Origin of the sequence: Arthrobacter zhaoxinii (assembly GCF_024385505.1) — a bacterium.
Lineage (GTDB): Bacteria > Actinomycetota > Actinomycetes > Actinomycetales > Micrococcaceae > Arthrobacter_B > Arthrobacter_B zhaoxinii.
Window position 1 is genome coordinate 426,874 of the sequence record NZ_JANFLT010000001.1, and the last position, 21,461, is coordinate 448,334.

Below are 21,461 nucleotides of genomic sequence, written 5' to 3' on the forward strand. Positions count from 1 at the left end.
TGCTGGACCGGGTGTTCTCCCCCGTCTCCGTCGGTCCGCTGCACCTGGACCACCGGATCGTGATGGGGTCGATGCATCTGAACCGGGAGGACGATCCCCGGGCCCTCGCCGCGTTCTACCGCGAGCGGGCCGCCGGCGGAGCCGGCCTGATTATCACGGGAGGCGCTGCGGTCAGCCGGGCCGGTGCCGGCGGTCCCAACTACCTGCTGATCAACGAACCCGCAGCGGCAGCCGTGATGGCGCCGGTGCTGGACGCCGTGCACGACGCCGGCGGGAAACTGGCCCTGCAGCTCTTCCATGCGGGGCGCTACGCCTTCGAAGCCAGCTTCGGCATCCGCCCCGTGGCGCCGTCAGAGGTTTACTCGGCCTTCTCCCAATGCCTGCCCCGCGCGCTCACGCAGGCGCAGATCGAGGACACCCTCGCCGATTTCGCTGCCGGCGCTGCCGCAGCCCGCGCCCTCGGCTTCGATGCCGTCGAAATCATGGGCTCCGAGGGCTACCTGATCAACCAGTTCGCCTCCCCCCTGACGAACCGGCGCCGGGACCGCTGGGGAGGGGATCCGCAGCACAGGCAGGCCTTTCCGCGGGCGGTGCTGAAGGCGGTCCGGGAGGCCGTGGGCACCGGTTACCCCGTCATTTACCGCACGTCCGGTGCTGACTTCACGGCGGGCTCCAGCACACGGGCGGAGTCAGCTGACCTGGCGGTGGCACTGGCACGGGACGGGGCGGACGCCGTCAACGTCGGCATCGGCTGGCACGAGTCCCGGGTCCCCTCGGTACAGGCTTTGGTTCCCCCCGGCCGCTGGCTGGACATTGCCGGCGGGATCCGCGGGGCACTCGCTGCCGCGGAAGTTCAGGTCCCCGTGATCGGCAGCAACCGGATCAACTCGCTGGAATCCGCGGAGCGTGCCCTGGCCGCCGGGCACGCGGACCTGATCTCGATGGCCCGGCCCTTCCTCGCCGACCCGGACATCGTCGCCAAGTCCCGGCGCGGCGAGTCCCACCTCGTCAATACCTGCATCGCCTGCAACGAGGCCTGCATCGACAGGTCCCTGGGTACCGAGCCGGTGTCCTGCCTGGTGAACCCGCGGGCCGGGCGTGAAACCGTCTTCCCGCTGCGGGCCGTTCCGCCGCCCGCCGGGGTACGCGTGGCAGTGGTGGGAGCCGGTCCGGCCGGTATGCAGGCCGCGGCGACGCTCGCCGAGGCGGGGCATCCGGTGGATCTTTATGAACGGGAGGGGGCCATCGGCGGCCAGTTCCGGCTCGCCGGGCAGGTGCCGGGCAAAGCCGGTTTCCTGCAGACCATCCGCTATTTCACCAATGAACTGGCTCGGCTCGGCGTCCACGTGCTGACAGGCGCGGCCCCCGGCGTCGCGCATCTGGCACGCTACGCGCATGTAGTCCTGGCCACCGGGGTGCGGCCGCGGCCCGTGCCGCTGCCCGGCAGCGGCCTGCTCCCCGTGCTGGACTACCGGCAGGCGTTCGCGGACCCGGCGAGGCTGGGGGCACGCGTGGTGATTGTGGGGGCGGGCGGAATCGCAGTGGACCTCTCCCGCCTGCTCGTGGATCCGGGGGCACCCGGCGGTGCCCGGGACGTCACGATCCTGCGCCGCGGCTCCCGGATCGGTGCAGGCATCGGCCCGTCCACCCGGTGGGCGGTGCTGCAGGAGATCCGGGCCGCCGGTGTCCGGACTATGCCCGGCACCACGCCGCTGGAACTATCCCGCCACGGGCTCCGGGTGCGGGACGGGGACGGAGCCGCGGCACTGCTGCCGGCTGACGCCGTCGTGCTGGCCGCCGGGCAGGTGCCGCATAATCCGCTCCACGCCCCGTTGGCGGTCCGCGGTGTCCCCTGCACGGTGATCGGCGGAGCACTGGACGCCTCCGGGCTGAACGCGGTCCGGGCCTTCGATCAGGGCTTGAGTGCAGGCACAGCGGTGGCGCGGCAGCTGACCGGGCGGACACCGGTGCAGCCGGGGGTTAAAAGCAGCAGGACCCCGCTGCCATAAGCAACGGGGCCCTGCTAAGAACCGATGAGGTTCAGGCTAAACCATCAAATTACTTGATGATCTTGGTGACGCGGCCTGATCCAACGGTGCGGCCGCCTTCGCGGATAGCGAAGCCGAGGCCCTCTTCCATTGCGATCGGCTGGATGAGCTCAACGCTCATCTCAGTGTTATCGCCGGGCATAACCATTTCAGTGCCCTCGGGGAGGGTGATGACGCCGGTTACGTCCGTGGTGCGGAAGTAGAACTGCGGGCGGTAGTTCGAGTAGAACGGGTTGTGGCGTCCGCCTTCATCCTTGGACAGGATGTAGACGTTGGCTTCGAAGTCGGTGTGCGGGGTGATGGAACCCGGCTTTACGACAACCTGGCCACGCTCTACGTCTTCGCGCTTGATGCCGCGGAGCAGCAGGCCACAGTTCTCGCCGGCCCATGCTTCGTCAAGCTGCTTGTGGAACATCTCGATACCGGTAACCGTGGTCTTCTGGACCGGACGGATGCCGACGATCTCGACCTCGGAGTTGATGGCGAGGGTACCGCGCTCGGCGCGGCCCGTGACAACGGTTCCACGACCGGTGATCGTGAAGACGTCCTCGATCGGCATCAGGAACGGCTTGTCCTTGTCGCGAACGGGGTCCGGCACGTTGTTGTCAACGGCTTCCATGAGCTCTTCGACGGCTGCAACCCACTTGGGGTCGCCTTCGAGAGCCTTGAGGCCGGAAACGCGGACGACGGGAGCGTTGTCGCCGTCGAAGTCCTGGGAGCTCAGCAGTTCGCGAACTTCCATTTCCACGAGGTCGAGCAGTTCTTCGTCGTCAACCATGTCGGACTTGTTCAGTGCGACCAGCAGGTAGGGAACGCCAACCTGGCGGGCGAGCAGAACGTGCTCGCGGGTCTGGGCCATCGGACCGTCGGTAGCGGCAACCACGAGGATTGCGCCGTCCATCTGTGCTGCACCAGTGATCATGTTCTTGATGTAGTCAGCGTGGCCGGGGGCGTCTACGTGTGCGTAGTGGCGCTTCTCGGTCTGGTACTCGATGTGCGAGATGTTGATGGTGATGCCGCGCTGGCGCTCTTCAGGTGCAGAGTCGATAGCAGCGAAATCGCGCTTTTCATTCAGATCAGGGTACTTGTCAGCAAGCACCTTCGAAATGGCAGCGGTCAACGTCGTCTTACCATGGTCAACGTGACCAATGGTGCCGATGTTGACGTGCGGCTTAGTCCGCTCGAACTTTGCCTTCGCCACGGGTTCCTCCTAGAGAGTTAGAAGACTCAATCTCCAGCCGCGCTTTTCGCAACTGAAACTGATGTAAGTCTACTTGGGGCTGTTTATTTGATGAAATTGCCGATTTCCGCAGCAGCCTCGCAAGGCCGCTCAGTCTGGCTATGCGCCCGGTCCGGGCCGAAGCCCGGACCGGGCGCACACGGCGGGTGGTCCGGTTGAAACCGTTCCACCCTCCAAGTTTTACTCGCCGCGCGTCTTCTGGATGATCTCGTCGGCAACTGCCTTCGGGACCTCGGCGTAGCTGTTGAAGGACATGGAGTACACGGCGCGGCCCTGGGTCTTGGACCGCAGGTCGCCGATGTAGCCGAACATGCCGGACAGCGGGACGTGTGCCCGGATGACCTTTACGCCGGCTGCGTCTTCCATGGACTGCATCTGGCCGCGACGGGAGTTGATGTCACCGATAACTTCACCCATGTATTCCTCAGGGGTGCGGACTTCAACATCCATCAGCGGTTCGAGCAGGACCGGGCTTGCCATACGTGCGGCTTCCTTGAAAGCCTGACGTCCGGCAATCTTGAACGCCATTTCCGAGGAGTCGACGTCGTGGTACGCGCCGTCAAGCAGCGTCGCCTTGATGCCGACAACCGGGTAACCGGCGAGCACACCGTCAGTAAGTGCACTCTGGATACCCTGGTCAACGCTGGGGATGTATTCGCGCGGAACGCGACCACCGGTGACCTTGTTCTCGAATTCGTAGAACGTGCCGTCGGACGTGTCCAGCGGCTCGATGGCGATCTGGATCTTTGCGAACTGACCCGAACCACCGGTCTGCTTCTTGTGCGTGTAGTCGTGCTTGGCGACTGCACGGCGGATCGTTTCGCGGTAGGCGACCTGGGGCTTGCCCACGTTTGCCTCGACGCGGAACTCGCGGCGCATGCGGTCCACCAGGATGTCCAGGTGGAGCTCGCCCATGCCGGCGATGATGGTCTGGCCGGTGTCTTCGTCGAGGGAGACCTGGAAGGTCGGATCCTCTTCGGAGAGCTTCTGGATGGCCGTGGAGAGCTTCTCCTGGTCACCCTTCGTCTTCGGCTCGATGGCCACGGAAATCACGGGCTCCGGGAAGCTCATGGATTCCAGCACGATCGGCTCCTGAAGGTCGCACAGGGTATCGCCCGTGGTGGTGTCCTTCAGGCCGATGGCGGCGTAGATGTGGCCCGTCGTGATTTCCTCGACCGGGTTTTCCTTGTTGGCGTGCATCTGGAAGAGCTTTCCGATGCGCTCCTTCTTCTGCTTGGTCGCATTCATGACCTGGGCGCCGGAAGCAGCGTGACCGGAGTACACGCGGATGTAGGTCAGACGGCCGAAGAACGGGTGTGTCACAACCTTGAACGCCAGGGCCGAGAACGGAGCCTTGGCATCAGCGGCACGTTCGAGGATGACCTCTTCGTCGCGGATGTCGTGGCCCTTGATGTTCGGGACGTCAAGCGGGCTGGGCAGGTAGTCGACGACGGCGTCCAGCATCGGCTGCACACCGCGGTTCTTGAAGGCAGAGCCGCAGAGAACCGGGTAGACCTCGGAGTTGATGGTCAGCTTACGGATGCCGGCCTTCAGCTCCGGAATGCTGATCTCTTCGCCTTCGAGGTACTTGTTCATCAGTTCGTCGCTGGCTTCAGCAACGGTCTCGACGAGCTGCGCGCGGTACGATTCGGCCTTTTCCTGCAGTTCTGCGGGGATCGGTTCGATTTCGTACTTGGCGCCCATGGTCACGTCACCCTTGGCGTCGCCGCGCCAGGTGAGTGCACGCATTTCGATGAGGTCAACGACGCCTTCGAATTCGCTTTCGGAGCCGATCGGCAGCTGGAGGACCAGCGGCTTGGCGCCGAGGCGGTTGATGATCGTGTCTACGGTGAAGTAGAAGTCAGCGCCGAGCTTGTCCATCTTGTTGACGAAGCAGATACGCGGAACGTCGTACTTGTCGGCCTGGCGCCAGACAGTCTCGGACTGCGGCTCCACGCCTTCCTTGCCGTCGAAGACAGCAACGGCGCCGTCGAGGACGCGCAGGGACCGCTCAACCTCGACAGTGAAGTCAACGTGACCCGGGGTGTCGATGATGTTGATCTGGTTGTTGTCCCAGTAGCACGTGGTAGCTGCGGAGGTGATGGTGATGCCCCGCTCCTGCTCCTGTGCCATCCAGTCCATCGTGGACGCACCGTCGTGGGTCTCGCCGATCTTGTGGTTGACACCCGTGTAGAACAGGATGCGCTCAGTGGTAGTTGTCTTGCCGGCATCAATGTGGGCCATGATGCCGATGTTGCGGACCTTATTCAGGTCGGTAAGCACGTCAAGTGCCACGGTTTCTCCCTTTTTTGGTTGCTTCCGTCAACGGCGCTTATCCGGCTGAAGCCCTGCGGCCCGCAAAAGCGGGCCACAGGGCCGTCAGCGGCTGCCGTCAGCTTGGCGTATTACCAGCGGTAGTGGGCGAAGGCCTTGTTGGACTCGGCCATCTTGTGGGTGTCCTCGCGGCGCTTCACAGCTGCACCAAGACCGTTGGAAGCGTCCAGGATTTCGTTGCGCAGACGCTCAGTCATCGTCTTCTCGCGGCGGGCCTTGGAGTAGCCGACGAGCCAGCGCAGAGCCAGTGCGGTTGCACGGCCCGGCTTGACCTCGACGGGAACCTGGTAAGTAGCGCCGCCGACACGGCGGGACTTGACCTCAAGGCTCGGCTTGATGTTGTCCATTGCCTTCTTCAGGGCTGCAACCGGATCCTGTCCGGTCTTCTCCTGGGCGCCTGCAAGTGCACCGTAAACGATGCGCTCTGCGGTGGACTTCTTGCCGTCTACCAGAACCTTGTTGATCAGCTGCGTGACCAGCGGGGAGCCGTAGACGGGATCCAGTACGAGCGGCCGCTTGGGGGCCGGACCCTTGCGGGGCATATTACTTCTTCTCCATCTTCGCGCCGTAGCGGCTGCGAGCCTGCTTGCGGTTCTTGACACCCTGGGTATCGAGGGCACCGCGGACAATCTTGTAGCGGACACCGGGAAGGTCCTTCACACGACCGCCGCGCACCAGCACGATGGAGTGTTCCTGAAGGTTGTGACCCACACCGGGGATGTATGCGGTTACTTCGATGCCGCCGTTGAGGCGGACACGTGCAACCTTACGCAGAGCCGAGTTCGGCTTCTTCGGGGTGGTGGTGTAAACGCGGGTGCAGACACCACGGCGCATCGGGCTGCCCTTGAGGGCAGGAGCCTTGGTCTTGGAGACCTTGGGTGAGCGGCCCTTGCGGACCAGCTGCTGAATCGTAGGCACTTTCGTGTTCTCCGTTTTTTCTCGAGATAATTCTCTGGTTGCCTCGTCCCGCTGCCGGCTGAGAGCCGGATCCGGGGCGACGCGCTTCAAGTCGTTGCCGCAATGCCCCGAGAAGTTCCGATATTCTCGCCGAAAGCGACCGTAGGCGTGCAAAAGTGTGGCATTCGTTGCGCAAGGACCCCGCAACCCGGAAACAGGCCCGCCCATTCCTTACGGAATGCATTCCTCCGAGTATCTCTCCACGGAGGGCACGCGAGCGGCCTTCATCCACTGCCACACAAACAATTGGTTTTCAGTCTAGCAGACTTAACGCCTCCCCGAGGAAAGTGCGTGCAGCGTCACTAACTGCGGGCGGCCAGGGCCGCGGTAATCGTGGCCGACGCCTGCTGCAGGTGCGGCAGCACGCGGGCGGCCGCCTCTTCCAGCGTAAACCCAACCGTGGCCTGCATGGAGGTATTGAGTGCTGCCACCACTGCTCCCTGCGGGTCCAGGACCGGAACGGCCACGGACCGCAGACCCAGTTCCAGTTCCTGGTCCACAAGGGCCCAGCCCTGTTCCCGCACCTGTGCCACAACGGCACGAAGGCGGTCCGGGTCCGTGACGGTGCGCTCCGTCAGGGGGCGCAGCTGCGCACCGGAGACGTAGTCCTCGAAGCGGTCCTCGGGAAGCCCTGCCAGCAGCACCCTGCCCATGGAGGTGGCGTAGGCGGGGAACCGGGTGCCCACGCTGATGCCGACGGTCATCAGCCTGCGGGTGTGGATGCGGGCAATGTAGACAATCTCGTCTCCGTCCAGCACGGACGCCGAAGTGGATTCGGAGATCTCCCGGGAGAGGTCCTCCAGCACCGGCTGCGTGAGCTGGGGCAGGGACTGGCCGGACAGATAGGAGTACCCCAGCTGCAGCACCAGCGCCGTGAGTTCAAAGGTCCGTCCGTCCGTGCGGACGTAGCCCAGCTCCGCGAGGGTGAGCAGGAAGCGGCGGGCCGTTGCCCGGGTCAGCCCGGTGCGGCGGGAGACCTCGCTGAGGGTCATCTGCACGTGCTCGGCGTCGAACGCCCGGATCACCAGCAGCCCGCGGGCCAGCGACTGAACATACTGGCCGCTGGCCGGTGCCGTCGTGCTCATGTATCCCCCAGGTGCTTTGTTACTGCCGGCCGTCTGCCGCGGCGCGGATCAGCGGGATGTCCATCTTTGCCGCCAGGTCTTCGAAGGTGGTGCCGAAGGTCTCACGGACATGGACGCCGTCCTCCTTCAGCAGGAAGACCGCCTCACTAGTGTAGACGCGGGTGACGCATCCCACGCCGGTGAGCGGGTAGCTGCATTCCTTCACCAGTTTGCTGAGGCCGTCCTTGGTGAACAGGGACATCATGACGTAGACGTCCTTCGCACCGGTGGCCAGGTCCATGGCGCCGCCCACGGCGGGGATGGCGTCGGGAGCGCCGGTGTGCCAGTTGGCCAGGTCGCCGGACGCGGAGACCTGGAAGGCGCCCAGGACACAGACGTCCAGATGCCCGCCGCGCATGATGGCAAAGGAGTCTGCGTGGTGGAAGTAGGCGGCACCGGGCAGTTCGGTCACCGGGATCTTGCCGGCGTTGATCAGGTCCGGATCAACCTCGTCGCCGGTGGCCTCGGGGCCCATGCCCAGCATCCCGTTTTCAGTGTGCAGGGTGACGTTCTGCTCGGGCCGAAGGTAGTTCGAAACCAGAGTCGGCTGGCCGATGCCCAGGTTCACGAAGGATCCGGGGGCAATGTCCGCTGCCACCAGGGCAGCGAGGTCGTTCTTTCCCAGTTTTTCGGTGCTGTTGCTCATGCTGCAGCCGGCGCTTTCTCCCGGTCCACGCGGACCAGGCTGTTGACGTAGATTCCCGGGGTAACCACGGCTTCGGGGTCTATCCCGCCGATGTCGACAATCTCCCGGACCTGCACAATGGCGGTCTTCGCGGCGGTGGCCATGATCGGACCGAAGTTCCGGGCAGTCTTCCGGTAGATCAGGTTGCCTGCCCTGTCGGCGCGCAGTGCCTTGACCAGCGCAAAGTCCGCGTGCAGCGGAGTTTCGAAGACGTAGCCGCGGCCGTCGATCATCCGGGTTTCCTTGCCTTCCGCCAGCGGCGTGCCGTAGGCGGTGGGCGTAAAGAATCCGCCGATGCCCGCACCGGCGGCGCGGATCCGCTCGGCCAGGTTGCCCTGGGGCACCAGTTCCAGTTCAATCTCCCCCGCGCGGTACCTGGCGTCAAAGATCTGCGAGTCGGACTGGCGCGGGAAGGAGCAGATGATCTTCTTCACCCGGCCGGCGCCGATCAGGGCGGCCAGGCCCTGTTCGCCGTTGCCGGCATTGTTGTTGACCACGGTCAGGTCCTTGGCGCCCTGGCGCAGCAGCGCCTCGATGAGCTCCACCGGCTGCCCGGCCCGTCCGAACCCGCCGATCATGACGGTGGCGCCGTCATGGATGGGCGCGACTGCCTCATCGACGTCCTGCACAATGTTGAGCACGTTATTCCTTACGTCTTGTAGCGGCTGGATTCTTAGTTGGCGTTTTCAAGCACGACGGCGAGGCCCTGGCCCACGCCGATGCAGATCGCGGCCACGCCCCAGCGCTCACCCGATTCCTGCAGCCGGCGGGCGAGCGTGCCCAGGATGCGGGTGCCGGAGGCGCCGAGCGGGTGGCCGATGGCTACCGCGCCGCCCCAGGCATTGACGATGCCGGGGTCCACGTCCCAGGCGTCCAGGCAGGCCAGGGACTGGGCTGCGAAGGCCTCATTGAGTTCGACAGCGCCGACGTCGCTCCAGCTGATGCCGGCGCGCTTCAGCGCGGTGTTTGCCGCCTGCACCGGGGCGTAACCGAAGAACTGGGGTTCGTTGGCTGCGGCTCCGCGGCCGGCGATCCGGGCCAGCGGGGCCAGGCCGAGGATCCCGGCGGCGTTTTCGCTGCCCAGCCAGGCGGCGGAGGCGCCGTCGTTCAGCGGTGAGGCGTTGCCGGCGGTGACGGTGCCGCCTGAGACATCCTCGGAGGCCGGGCGGAAAACGGTGCGCAGCGTGGCGAGCTTCTCCACGGTGGAGCCGGCGCGGATGCTTTCATCGCGGTCCAGGTCCACGCCGTCGACGGCGACCGTCAGGTTCGCGTACTTGCCCTCGTCCCACGCCTTTGCGGCGAGGGCGTGCGAGGCTGCGGCGAACGCATCCTGGCGCTCACGGGTGATGCCGTACTTCTCGCGCAGCTGCTCGGTGGCCTCACCCAGGGAAACGGTCCATTCCTTCGGCATGGCGGGGTTGACCAGACGCCAGCCCAGCGTGGTGGAGGCCAGGGTCTGGTCCCCGGCCGGGTACGGTTTTTCGTTCTTGGGCAGCACCCAGGGGGCGCGGCTCATGGACTCGACGCCGCCGATCAGCATCAGGTCCGCTTCACCGGTGTTGATCTGCCGCGAGGCGATCATTGCCGCGTCCAGGGAGGAGCCGCAGAGCCGGTTGACCGTGGTGCCCGGGATCGAGGTGGGCAGGCCGGCCAGCAGGGTGGCCATACGGGCCACGTTGCGGTTTTCCTCGCCGGCGCCGTTGGCGTTGCCGAAGACCACTTCGTCAATCCGCTCGGGGTCCAGGCCGGGGGCCCGGGACACGGAGGCCTTCAGGACCTGTGCGGCCAGGTCGTCCGGGCGGACTCCGGCGAGGGCCCCGCCGAATTTGCCGAAGGGGGTACGGACTGCGTCGTAGATATAGGCCTGGTTCACCGGTGCTCCTTGAACTGAAAAAGCGGAAACTGAAAGAGGGGGAAGGGCTGCCGCCGGCTCAGGCCGCAGCGTCAATCTCCCGGAAGACGCCCTGGGCCACCTTGAAGGCGGAGTTGGCGGAAGGGACGCCGCAGTAGATGGCGGACTGCAGCACAATCTCCTTGATCTCGTCGCGGTCCAGGCCGTTGCGCAGCGCGGCGCGGACGTGCATGGCGAACTCCTCCAGGTGGCCGTGGGCGATCAGGGCGGTCAGCGTGACGGCGCTGCGCATGGTGCGCGGCAGGCCTGGGCGGGTCCAGATGGTGCCCCAGGCGTACTGGGTGATCAGGTCCTGGAAGTCGGTGGTGAATTCGTCCTTGCCGGCGTTGGCCCGGTCCACGTGTTCGGCGCCGAGGACCTCGCGGCGGACTGCCATGCCCTCGTTGTATACGTCCTGCCGGCTCTTGTTGGCATCTGCGATCACTGGGTTAGTTCCCTTCGAGGTACTGTGCGCCGAAGAAATCCTTCAGCAGTTCTGCGGTGGCCGCCGGCTGCTCCACCGGGACCAGGTGTGCGGCGTCGTCGACGACGGCGGCAGTTCCGTTGGTTACGCGGTCGGCAATGAGGTGCGCGAACGACGGCGGGGTGACGGCGTCGTCGGCGCCTGCGACGGCGAGCACGGGGACCGTGATGTCCGCGAGGCGGTCCCGGATGTCAAAGCCGGCCAGTGCCCGGCAGCACAGGGCGTAGGAGAAGCGGTCTGCGTCCTGGAGCGAGTGCAGCAGTGCCGCTGCGGCGGCCGGCTCCCGGTCCATAAAGCCCGGCGCGAACCACCGCTGCCCCGAACCCACCACCTGGGTGGGCGTGCCCTGGAGGCGCACCGTTTCGGCCCGTTCCTCCCAGGCGTCTGCCTCACCGATCTTGGCGCCGGAACACAGGACGGCCACGCCGTCGAACAGGAACCCGTGGTCCAGGCCCAGCTGCAGCCCGACGGCGCCGCCCAGCGATACCCCGGCATAGAAGACCGGGACATCCGCGGGAATATCTCCGGCGCTGCGGGCACCGGTCACCAGTGCGGCCACGGCGGAGGCCAGATCCGCGAGGCTGAAGGGTTCCCCTGCAGCGGGGCTGGCGCCGTGGCCGGGCAGGTCCCAGGCGATGACCGTGAAGGTGTCCAGGGCGGCGGCCGCCCGGCTCCACAGCGGCATGGACGCGGTGCCCAGTGACGGGCCGGCGATCAGGACGGGGGCCGCGGGGCCGGCGTTGGAAAGGCGGGACGCCTTGATGGCGGGGATGCTCATGCTGAGGGCTTTCCGGGGTAGGCAGCGGTGATCCGCTCAATGAGGGCGGCGGCCTCCCCTAGGTATTCGGCGGGGTCGAGGACACTCTTGAGTTCCGCATCGGAAAGGACCTCCGGGGGAACCGCAGCGCGCAGCAGTTCCTCGAAGGGCTCGCCGGAGGACAGCGAGCGGGCCACCGTGGCGGCGACGATTTCCTTGCCGCGTCCGGGCATGCCGTCGTCGAGCAGGGGCGCCACGACGGCCATGATCTTTTCGCTGACCACGAGCGGTCCGGCGGATTCGAGGTTCCGGGTCAGGGCGTCCGTGGACACCTGCAGGCCTTCGGCCAGTTCAGCCAGCTTGGCCGCCGCTCCCCCGGCGAGGCGCAGCAGGGAGCGCAGGGCCTGCCATTCCACGTGCCAGGAGCCGCTGGGCCGTTCATCATCTGCGGCTGCGGCGGCGGCGTTGAGCTGCATGCCGTAGCCGGGAGCGGCCAGGGCCGCGCTGCGGATCAGGACGGACAGGACGGGGTTCTGCTTCTGCGGCATGGCGGAGGAGCCGCCGCGGCCGGCGGCGCGTGGTTCGGAGACCTCACCGATTTCCGGGCGGCTGAGCAGCAGGACGTCGTTGGCAACCTTCCCGGCTGCTGCGGTGAAGTCCTGCAGCGCGGCACCCAGCGCGGTCACCGGCAGCCGGTTGGTCTGCCAGGGTGCCACGGGGTCGGCCAGGCCGAGGCCGTGGGCCAGCCGTGCGGTGAGGTCGAAGGCAGTGGCAGTTCCGCCGCCGGGTGCGGAACCGGCGGCCAGGGTGAGCGCCGCCAGTGTTCCGGAGGCACCGCCCCACTGCAGCTGGAGGTTGTCGGAGGCTGTGCGCAGCCCCTGGGCGGCGGAGCCGACGCCGTGCAGCCACTGGGCGGCACGCAGGCCGAAGGTGGAGGGCAGCGAGTGCTGGGTCAGGGTCCGGGCCACGCACAGGGTTGCTGCGTGGCGGCGGGCCAGGTCGCCCAGGGCGGCCGCAGCGCGGTCCGCATCCGCCAGGACCGTGTCCAGGGCGCGGCGGGCCAGCAGCATCAGGGCGGTGTCCATGATGTCCTGGCTGGTGGCACCGCGGTGGATCGCGGCCGCACCCTTCGGCGAAACTTCCCGGGCCTGGGCACGGAGGTCGGCCAGCAGCGGGATGACGGGGTTTCCGCCGCCCTGCGCACGCTCTGCGAGGGAGGCGGCGTCGTACCGGGAAGCGTCGCTGACGGCCGCAACGGCAGCCGGGGCGTCCGGATCGGCCAGCCCGGCGGAGGCCAGCACACGGACCCATTCCAGTTCCACGTCCAGGAGGGCTTGGAGCAGCTGGCGGTCTCCGGTCAGTTCCGCGGCCGGCGTTCCCGCCCAGGCCGGGGAGAGCAGCCCGTAGTCCGCGCTGTCCGCTGCACCCACCGCTACGCTCCGGGGTAGGTGAGGAAGACGGTCTCGTCCTCGCCCTGCAGGCAGATGTTCCAGCGCAGTCCGCCGTCGGCTTCGCGGGCGGCAATCAGGGTGCGGCGGCGCTCTTCGGGCAGCGAGGACAGCAGCGGGTCGCGGGCCAGGGCCTCTTCGTCGTCCGGCAGGTACATCCGGGTGTGCAGCTTGTTCAGCAGGCCGCGGGCAAAGACGACGAAGGAAATGAAAGGGGCCGATCCCTCTTCCGTCGGACCCGGGTTCACAGTCGTGAAGGTGTAGTTGCCGGTGTTGTCGACGGCGGTGCGGCCCCATCCGGTGAAGGTGTAGCCGTCGCGGACCAGGGAGCCGGTCCGCTGCGGGATGTTCCCGTCGGCATCGGCCTGCCAGATTTCCAGCAGGGCGTCCGGAATGGTGTCACCGCCGCCGTCGGTCACGGTGCCCTGCAGGCGGATACTGCCGGGCATGCCCGGGGGCAGCAGCTGGTTGTCCTTTTCGAAGGGGAGGGCGTAGCCGTAGAACGGGCCGATGGTCTGGCCCGGGGTGGCGGTTAGCTTCTGCTCGCTCATTACTCTGCGTCCTCGTCTTCCATCCAGGTGCGGTTGCTGCCGGTGAGCACAATGTCCCAGTTGTAGCCGGTGGCCCATTCATGCGAGGTGATGTTGTGGTCGTACGTAGCCACGAGGCGGTCGCGGGCCTTGGAATCGGTGATCGACTGGTAGATCGGATCCAGGGCGAACAGCGGATCGCCGGGGAAGTACATCTGGGTGATCATGCGCTGGGTGAAATCGGTGCCGAAGAGCGAGAAGTGGATGTGTGCGGGCCGCCAGGCGTTGTAGTGGTTCTTCCACGGGTACGGTCCGGGCTTGATGGTGGTGAACTCGTAGAAGCCGTCATCGGTGGTGATGCAGCGGCCGACGCCGGTGAAGTTCGGGTCCAGCGGTGCGGGGTGCTGGTCGCGCTTGTGGATGTAGCGGCCGGCGGAGTTGGCCTGCCAGATTTCCACCAGCTGGTTGCGGACCGGGTGCCCGTCGCCGTCGAGGACGCGTCCGCGGACGATGATCCGCTCCCCCATCGGCTCGCCGTTGTGCTGGATGGTCAGGTCGCTCTCGAGCGCATGGACATCCTGGTGGCCGAAGGCCGGGGACCACAGTTCAATGGTTTCGGGGTCCACGTGGTGCGGATCCTTGGTGGGGTGGCGCAGGAGGGAGCTGCGGTAGGGAGAGAAATCGATGCGGGGCTGGGTCTCCTCCGCGGCGCCGTCGTCCACCCCCTTGGCGTACTCGGCGTGGACCGACGCGATTTCAGCGGAGATCTGGTCCTGCGAGGCCTCGGCGGCGTCCAGCTTCTCGATGACATGGCTGTTCGAGAAAAGATCCTCTTCCATTTCCATGGGTCTTCCTTTCAATGAAGCGCGCCCTCGCGCTCCGGCTTTCCAAGCATCCACGTGGTCGAAACCACAGTACACGGCTTGTTCATGGGATGTACAGGTGTTCGCTATACGAACATTTAGTCGTTCGGCCAGCCGGTGTAGGCCTCGGCCAGGTAGGCGCTGCCGTGCCGGGAGGCGGCGACGCCGCTCAGTTCTCCCAGCGCACGCTTGCGCTCGAAGGGGCCGGCATCCGCCCGGGTGTGCAGCATCGAGGTCATCCAGTAGGAAAAGTTCTGTGCCCGCCAGACCCGCTTCAGCGCCTTGTCGCTGTACCCGTCCAGCAGGTCCGCGGACCGGGTGGCGTAGAACGAATCGATGGCCTCGAACAGCACCCGAACGTCGGCCAGGGCGAGGTTCAGCCCCTTTGCTCCCGTGGGCGGAACAGTGTGCCCGGCGTCGCCGGCCAGGAACAGGTTTCCGTACCGCAGAGGTTCGCAGACGTAGCTGCGGAACTTCAGCACGGTTTTTTCGAAGATGGGTCCCCTCGTCAGTTCGAATCCGTCCGGGCCGTCCACCCGGGCCTGCAGCTCGTCCCAGATCCGGTCTTCGCTCCAGGCATCCGGGTCTTCGTTCGGATCGGACTGGAAGTACATCCGCTGGACCTCGTCGTTGCGCTGGCTGATCAGGGCGAAACCGCGGTCCGAGTTGGCGTAGACCAGTTCCGGTGCGCTGGGGGCTGCCCGGGTGAGGATGCCGAACCAGGCGAAGGGGTATTCGATGAAGTTGTCCGTGCGGGCTTCCTTGGGGATGGAGCGCTTGCAGATGCCGGCGGAGCCGTCGGAGCCCACCAGGATCTCGCAGTGGATCTCATAGTCCCGGCCGTCGCTGTCCGTGAAGAGGATCTTCGGGGTGTCGGTTGCCAGGTCCACCACTGCGGTGTCGCTGACTCCGTAGCGGACATCCCCATGGTCCCGTTCCCGGGCGGCGGCCAGATCGGTGAAGACTTCATTCTGCGGATACAGCCACACGGACTCCCCCACCAGGTCTTCAAAGTCGATGCGGTGGCTCTCGCCGCCGAAGCGCAGGTCAATCCCCTCGTGCCGGTAACCCTCGGTAAGCACCCTGTTGCTGACGCCGGTCTCGGTGAGCATCCGAACACTGCCGTGCTCCAGGATCCCGGCCCGGTGCGTGGTGCGGATGGTCTCGTGGTCCCGCTTCTCCACCACGATGTTTTCAATGCCGGACTTGGCCAGCAGGTGCGAAAGCATCAGTCCGGCCGGGCCGCCGCCCACAATGCCGACCTGCGTCTTGAGAATTGTGCGCTCTGCACCCATCTGGAACTCCTTTGGAAACTTTGTAGCGGACACTACATCCCAGTGTGACTGCCGGCACACGGGGTGTTCCAAGGAGATTCTCATTCATTGGGAAACCGGCCGGCATCCGGTGCCACGGATAGCCAGGGTGGCGGGCCCGGTGCCACGGTCAGGCTGGAAGCCGGAAGGCGGGTTGATCCGGATCCGTTCGATGTCGGAAGCCAAGGGGCGCGTCCTTCGGATAGGCAGAATTCTCTGCCCCGTGAACGTGTGTAGATCTGCTTAGTGTTGACTGCATCAGTCGGACGGCGCACTATGATCGCGCCGGGGTGGCCAGGGAATACCTGGAGGGAATGCCATGAACAGGACGGCCACCGGAACCTTCCTTGTGTTTGCGCTTATGCTCAGCGGATGCTCGTCCGTGGCAAAAGGCGGCACCAACATGGCGGATGACATTGCGAGATCGCTCGGTACTTCCACCGACGATGTGCTTGAGCCCTTGGAAAGGCAGGCTGCCCAAACAGGGACCACCGTGGACAGTCTGGCTTCCCAAGTCAGGAGCAGGGCTGATGATGTTCCGGCCCCGGGCGGTGCAGGTGAGCTCCGCAGCCAGGCAGTCGAGGTGGCATGCAGTGCGTTAGTGGACTCGATCGGCACGTACAGGGAGAACGGCTCGTTGACGCAGTTGGATGCACTCGAGGCACTCTACGACGCAGTCCTTGCCCAGAACACGAGCGTGGGTGTCGAAGACACACTCGAGGACATAGAGACCGCTCTCGTGAAGCTTTACAACGGACAGGACCCCGGTATTGACCTGCTGGTGATCAGCCTCGCCTACTGCTCGTAGGGCTGACCCGGACTGAATACATACTCGTTGTCACCGCGGACTTCCAGGTGATGAGCGCCGCGATCACGGCCGGCGGATCAGCGCCGGTAGTGCGGTCCCGCCGCTTCGGTGCGCACTCCCAGTCCCCGTGAAATGCCGCGGGCAGCGGTCATCAGGGCCGGGACGGTTGCGGGGATATCCTCCCCTCCGGTAGGCACGACAACGCCGATCGCCGCCACCGCGGTGCTGCCCGCTCCGAACACGGGCACCGCTATCCCGGTGGTCTCCGGGACGACGGCGCCGGGCAGGCTCGCGCTGCCTTCCAGACGCATCCGGGCCCAGGAAGCCCGGAGGACCTTCTCAGCGGCGGCATCCAGGTCCCGCCGCTGCAGATAGGCCTCCTGCACATGCCGGGGCGAATGGGCCATCATCACCATCCCCGAAGACGAGACGTGGACGGGGAGCCGGCCGGCGACCTTGGCGTGGTTCAGTACCGAGCCGTGGCTGGACAGCCGTTCGATGAACAGGACCTCGTCCTGGCGCAGCACGGACAGCTGCGTGTGCTGCCGGACCACTGCCTGGATGTCCTCCATGAACGGCATCGCGATCTGCTTCAGGCCCAGCGCCGCAGAACTGCGGTTGGCCAGTTCCCACAGGCGAAGGCCGAGGCGGATGCCGCCGTCCGGCTCGCGCTGGAGGAAGCCGTGCCCCATGAGGTCCTTCACGATCCGGTGGGCGGTGGACAGGGGCAGCTCCGCGCGGCGGGCCAGCACGGCCACGGGCATGGACTGGTGCGTGTCGTCGAAGGCGCTGATAATCCGGACGATCCGGCTGGTCATGGATTCGCCGGTCGGGGAATTCGCCATGTTCCCAGTCTGGCACAGCCGTTAAACGCGGCAGGTCCCGCACCACGAGGGTGCGGGACCTGCCGTTGGTTGCGCTTTCCTTAGCGGAAGTCGCTGCCCATGTCGTAGTCATCCAGCGGGATGGCGTGGAACTCGGGGCTCAGACCGCCGTCAACGCCGGCGTAGTCGAAGTCGCTGAAGGCGCTGGGGCCGGTGAACAGATTGGCCTTTGCTTCTTCGGTCGGCTCGACAGTGACCTCGGTGTAACGGGGCAGGCCCGTTCCGGCCGGGATCAGCTTACCGATGATGACGTTCTCCTTGAGGCCGAGCAGCGGATCGCTCTTGCCTTCCATGGCAGCCTGCGTCAGGACGCGGGTTGTCTCCTGGAAGGAAGCGGCGGACAGCCAGGACTCGGTGGCCAGGGAGGCCTTGGTGATACCCATGAGTTCCGGACGGCCCGAAGCAGGCTTCTTGCCTTCCGAAACCACGCGGCGGTTCTCGCTCTCGAAGCGGCGGCGTTCGGTCAGCTCACCCGGGAGCAGATCGGAGTCGCCGGACTCGATCACGGTTACGCGGCGCAGCATCTGGCGGACAATAACCTCGACGTGCTTGTCGTGGATGCCCACACCCTGGCTGCGGTACACGCGCTGGACTTCGTCCACCAGGAATTCCTGTGCCTTGCGCGGGCCGAGGATACGGAGGATCTGCTTGGGATCCACCGCACCGAAGACCAGCTGCTGGCCAACCTCGACGTGGTCGCCGTCGGCAACCAGGAGGCGGGCACGGCGCAGGACCGGGTAGGCGATTTCCTCGGAGCCGTCGTCGGGAGTGACAACCAGACGCATCTGGCGGTCGGTCTCTTCCAGCGTGACCCGGCCCGCGGTCTCGGAGATCGGAGCAACACCCTTAGGCGTACGTGCTTCGAAGAGCTCCTGGATACGGGGCAGACCCTGGGTGATGTCCTCAGCGGAAGCAACACCACCGGTGTGGAAGGTACGCATGGTCAGCTGGGTACCCGGCTCACCAATGGACTGTGCGGCAATGATGCCCACGGCCTCGCCGATGTCCACGGTCTTACCCGTGGCCAGGGAGCGGCCGTAGCACAGTGCACAGGTACCGACGGCGGACTCACAGGTGAGTACGGAGCGGACCTTGATGTCGGTGACGCCGGCTTCGAACAGCTTGGCGATGAGGACGTCGCCCACATCGTCGCCGCCCTTGGCCAGGACGTTGCCCTGTGCATCGGTGACGTCGGTGGCCAGCGTACGGGCGTACGCCGAGTTCTCGACCTCTTCGTGCAGCTGCAGTTCGCCGTTGGCGTCCGGAACAGCGATGGTCACGTTCAGGCCGCGCTCGGTGCCGCAGTCTTCCTCACGGACAATGACGTCCTGGGAAACGTCCACCAGACGACGGGTCAGGTAACCCGAGTTGGCGGTACGCAGAGCGGTATCGGCGAGACCCTTACGGGCACCGTGGGTGGCGATGAAGTATTCCAGCACCGACAGGCCCTCGCGGTACGAGGACTTGATCGGACGCGGGATGATCTCACCCTTAGGGTTGGCCACCAGACCACGGATACCGGCAATCTGCCGGACCTGCAGCCAGTTACCACGGGCACCGGAGGACACCATGCGGTTGATGTTGTTGAATTCGGGCATGTTCGCCCGCATTGCAGCAGCAACCTCGTTGGTGGCCTTGTTCCAGATGTCGATCAGTTCCTGGCGGCGCTCGTCTTCAGCGATCAGGCCCTTGCCGTACTGGCTTTCAACCTTGGCAGCCTGGGCTTCGTAGCCTTCCATAATGGCCGGCTTGTCGATCGGGGCCGCGATATCGGAGATGGCGACGGTAACGCCCGAGCGGGTGGCCCAGTAGAAACCGGCATCCTTCAGGTTGTCCAGCGTGGCAGCCGTGACGACCTTCGGGTACCGCTCGGCGAGATCGTTGACGATCGCGGAGAGCTGGCCCTTATCGGCAACTTCCTTCACCCACGGGTAATCCGCCGGCAGCGTCTGGTTGAAGATGACCTGTCCGAGGGAGGTTTCGATGAGGGCAGGAGTGCCCTCTTCCCAACCTTCCGGAGCGGGCTGGGTTGCGCTGGGAACGAAGCCGTCCACGCGCATCTTCACCAGCGAGTTCAGGTGCAGCTCGCCCATGTCGAACGCCATGATGGCCTCGGACATGGAGCCGAACACGCGGCCTTCGCCAACAGCGCCGGGGCGCTTGGTGGTGAGGTGGTGCAGGCCGATGATCATATCCTGCGAGGGCAGTGTGACCGGGCGGCCGTCGGACGGCTTCAGGATGTTGTTCGAGGACAGCATCAGGATGCGTGCTTCAGCCTGGGCTTCGGGGCTCAGCGGCAGGTGGACTGCCATCTGGTCGCCGTCGAAGTCAGCGTTGAAGGCGCCGCAGACCAGCGGGTGCAGCTGAAGGGCCTTGCCCTCAACGAGCTGCGGCTCGAAGGCCTGGATGCCGAGGCGGTGCAGGGTGGGTGCACGGTTGAGCAGCACCGGGTGTTCGGTGATGATCTCTTCCAGTACGTCCCAGACCTGCGGACGGAAACGCTCGACCATGCGCTTGGCGCTCTTGATGTTCTGTGCGTGGTTGAGGTCAACCAGGCGCTTCATCACGAACGGCTTGAAGAGCTCCAGGGCCATCTGCTTGGGCAGACCGCACTGGTGCAGCTTCAGCTGCGGGCCGACAACAATCACGGAACGGCCGGAGTAGTCAACGCGCTTACCAAGCAGGTTCTGGCGGAAGCGGCCCTGCTTGCCCTTGAGCATGTCGGACAGCGACTTCAGCGGACGGTTGCCCGGTCCGGTGACCGGACGGCCGCGGCGGCCGTTGTCGAACAGGGAGTCAACGGCTTCCTGGAGCATCCGCTTTTCGTTGTTCACGATGATCTCGGGGGCACCGAGATCCAGCAGGCGCTTCAGGCGGTTGTTGCGGTTGATCACGCGGCGGTACAGGTCGTTAAGGTCCGACGTCGCGAAACGGCCGCCGTCGAGCTGGACCATCGGGCGCAGTTCCGGCGGGATGACCGGAACGGCGTCGAGGACCATGCCCAGCGGGCTGTTCGTGGTGGTCAGGAACGCGTTGACAACCTTCAGGCGCTTCAGGGCACGCGTCTTGCGCTGGCCCTTGCCGTTCTGGATGATGTCGCGCAGGTTCTCGGACTCGGCCTGCATGTCGAAGTCTTCAAGACGCTTCTTGATGGCTTCGGCACCCATGGAGCCTTCGAAGTACAGACCGAAGCGGTCACGCAGTTCGCGGTAGAGGCCTTCGTCGCCTTCGAGGTCGCCGACCTTGAGGTTCTTGAACCGGTCCCAGACCTGTTCGAGGCGCTCGATGTTGTTGTCGGCGTCGCGGCGGACCTTGGCCATCTGGCGGTCGGCGGAGTCGCGGGCCTTCTTCTTGTCGGCAGCCTTGGCGCCTTCGCCTTCGAGGCGGGCAAGCTCACCTTCGAGGTCCTTGGCGATCGCGGCAATGTCGGAGTCGCGCTGGTCGACGAGGTGCTTGCGCTCCAGGTCGTGCTCGGCCTGCAGGTTCGGCAGTTCCGCGTGGCGGTTTTCTTCGTCGACCGAGGTGATCATGTAGGCAGCGAAGTAAATGACCTTTTCGAGGTCCTTCGGTGCCAGGTCCAGCAGGTAGCCCAGGCGGGACGGAACACCCTTGAAGTACCAGATGTGGGTGACCGGAGCGGCGAGCTCAATGTGGCCCATGCGTTCGCGGCGCACCTTGGCACGGGTGACCTCGACGCCGCAGCGCTCACAGATGATGCCCTTGAAGCGGACGCGCTTGTACTTACCGCAGTAGCATTCCCAGTCGCGGGAAGGACCGAAGATCTTTTCGCAGAAAAGACCGTCCTTCTCCGGCTTCAGGGTTCGGTAGTTGATGGTTTCCGGCTTCTTGACTTCGCCGTAAGACCAGCCGCGGATTTCATCCGCGGTGGCAAGGCCGATTCGCATGAGGCCGAACGTGGAATCGTTGGACATGGGTCCCTGTTCTCTCTTGTTCTCTAAATCTGAATGTCTCGGGTGCGGAAAAGATTGAAGGTGACCCACCCCGGGTCCGTCGGACGGTTCGGGTTAGGCGGCTTTAATATTCCAGCGAGCTCTGCGAGCTAGGAATTTCGTTGCCGCCGTTCCGAACCGCCCG

General features: G+C 65.6%; 18 protein-coding genes. 2 read left to right on the forward strand and 16 right to left on the reverse strand.

The genetic code is table 11. The features are described from left to right. Positions 1-11 precede the first annotated feature (11 nt). Entirely contained in the window at positions 12-2,009 is a 1,998-nt protein-coding gene (locus tag NNX37_RS01960; RefSeq protein ID WP_255790521.1) for an oxidoreductase, read from the forward strand. A gap of 49 nt (positions 2,010-2,058) precedes the next feature. Here the strand turns inward: NNX37_RS01960 and tuf are convergent, their stop codons facing one another. From tuf to NNX37_RS02030, 14 genes are all read right to left on the reverse strand, one after another. Further along, complete coding sequence (gene tuf / locus NNX37_RS01965; protein WP_230021153.1) at positions 2,059-3,249, reverse strand: elongation factor Tu; 1,191 nt, start codon at positions 3,247-3,249, stop codon at positions 2,059-2,061. Between the two features lie 219 nt (positions 3,250-3,468). Continuing rightward, positions 3,469-5,583, reverse strand: coding sequence for an elongation factor G (gene fusA, locus NNX37_RS01970; RefSeq protein ID WP_255790522.1), 2,115 nt, complete (start codon positions 5,581-5,583; stop codon positions 3,469-3,471). Positions 5,584-5,693: 110 nt separating this feature from the next. After that, positions 5,694-6,164: a 30S ribosomal protein S7 gene (gene rpsG, locus NNX37_RS01975; RefSeq protein WP_146361062.1), complete on the reverse strand. Its 471-nt coding sequence runs from the start codon at positions 6,162-6,164 to the stop codon at positions 5,694-5,696. Between the two features lies 1 nt (position 6,165). Continuing rightward, complete coding sequence (gene rpsL / locus NNX37_RS01980) at positions 6,166-6,540, reverse strand: 30S ribosomal protein S12 (RefSeq protein WP_146361060.1); 375 nt, start codon at positions 6,538-6,540, stop codon at positions 6,166-6,168. Positions 6,541-6,881: 341 nt separating this feature from the next. Next, positions 6,882-7,664 carry an IclR family transcriptional regulator domain-containing protein gene (locus NNX37_RS01985; RefSeq protein WP_255790523.1) on the reverse strand — a complete coding sequence of 261 codons (783 nt, stop codon included), beginning with the start codon at positions 7,662-7,664 and terminating at the stop codon, positions 6,882-6,884. Positions 7,665-7,683: 19 nt separating this feature from the next. After that, on the reverse strand, positions 7,684-8,349 hold the full coding sequence (locus NNX37_RS01990) for a 3-oxoacid CoA-transferase subunit B (protein ID WP_255790524.1): 666 nt from the start codon (positions 8,347-8,349) through the stop codon (positions 7,684-7,686). Next, positions 8,346-9,029, reverse strand: a complete 684-nt coding sequence (locus NNX37_RS01995; RefSeq protein WP_255790525.1) for a 3-oxoacid CoA-transferase subunit A — start codon at positions 9,027-9,029, stop codon at positions 8,346-8,348. The genes NNX37_RS01990 and NNX37_RS01995 overlap by 4 nt, the downstream gene beginning before the upstream one ends. A gap of 32 nt (positions 9,030-9,061) precedes the next feature. Further along, on the reverse strand, positions 9,062-10,261 hold the full coding sequence (locus NNX37_RS02000) for a thiolase family protein (RefSeq protein WP_255790526.1): 1,200 nt from the start codon (positions 10,259-10,261) through the stop codon (positions 9,062-9,064). 58 nt (positions 10,262-10,319) lie between these two features. Further along, positions 10,320-10,724, reverse strand: coding sequence for a 4-carboxymuconolactone decarboxylase (gene pcaC / locus NNX37_RS02005; RefSeq protein WP_255790528.1), 405 nt, complete (start codon positions 10,722-10,724; stop codon positions 10,320-10,322). Positions 10,725-10,728: 4 nt separating this feature from the next. Further along, positions 10,729-11,541, reverse strand: a complete 813-nt coding sequence (locus NNX37_RS02010) for an alpha/beta fold hydrolase (RefSeq protein WP_255790529.1) — start codon at positions 11,539-11,541, stop codon at positions 10,729-10,731. After that, positions 11,538-12,950 carry a lyase family protein gene (locus tag NNX37_RS02015; RefSeq protein WP_255790530.1) on the reverse strand — a complete coding sequence of 471 codons (1,413 nt, stop codon included), beginning with the start codon at positions 12,948-12,950 and terminating at the stop codon, positions 11,538-11,540. The genes NNX37_RS02010 and NNX37_RS02015 overlap by 4 nt, the downstream gene beginning before the upstream one ends. A gap of 2 nt (positions 12,951-12,952) precedes the next feature. Further along, a complete protein-coding gene (pcaG, locus tag NNX37_RS02020; protein WP_255790531.1) occupies positions 12,953-13,519 on the reverse strand; it encodes a protocatechuate 3,4-dioxygenase subunit alpha in 567 nt (188 codons plus the stop codon). Continuing rightward, positions 13,519-14,343, reverse strand: a complete 825-nt coding sequence (pcaH, locus tag NNX37_RS02025; RefSeq protein WP_407079902.1) for a protocatechuate 3,4-dioxygenase subunit beta — start codon at positions 14,341-14,343, stop codon at positions 13,519-13,521. Before pcaH ends, pcaG begins: the two co-directional genes overlap by 1 nt. A gap of 116 nt (positions 14,344-14,459) precedes the next feature. Then, the gene (locus NNX37_RS02030; RefSeq protein WP_255790533.1) at positions 14,460-15,656 is read right to left on the reverse strand and encodes a 4-hydroxybenzoate 3-monooxygenase; all 1,197 of its coding nucleotides are present in this window, start codon (positions 15,654-15,656) and stop codon (positions 14,460-14,462) included. Positions 15,657-16,257: 601 nt separating this feature from the next. On the opposite strand from NNX37_RS02030, the gene NNX37_RS02035 reads away from it, so the two are divergent. Then, the gene (locus NNX37_RS02035) at positions 16,258-16,482 is read left to right on the forward strand and encodes a hypothetical protein (RefSeq protein WP_255790534.1); all 225 of its coding nucleotides are present in this window, start codon (positions 16,258-16,260) and stop codon (positions 16,480-16,482) included. A 77-nt stretch (positions 16,483-16,559) separates the two neighbouring features. On the opposite strand, the gene NNX37_RS02040 is transcribed toward NNX37_RS02035, so the two are convergent. After that, positions 16,560-17,327, reverse strand: coding sequence for an IclR family transcriptional regulator (locus tag NNX37_RS02040; protein ID WP_255790535.1), 768 nt, complete (start codon positions 17,325-17,327; stop codon positions 16,560-16,562). A gap of 80 nt (positions 17,328-17,407) precedes the next feature. Then, on the reverse strand, positions 17,408-21,298 hold the full coding sequence (locus NNX37_RS02045) for a DNA-directed RNA polymerase subunit beta' (protein WP_255790536.1): 3,891 nt from the start codon (positions 21,296-21,298) through the stop codon (positions 17,408-17,410). Positions 21,299-21,461: the final 163 nt, after the last annotated feature.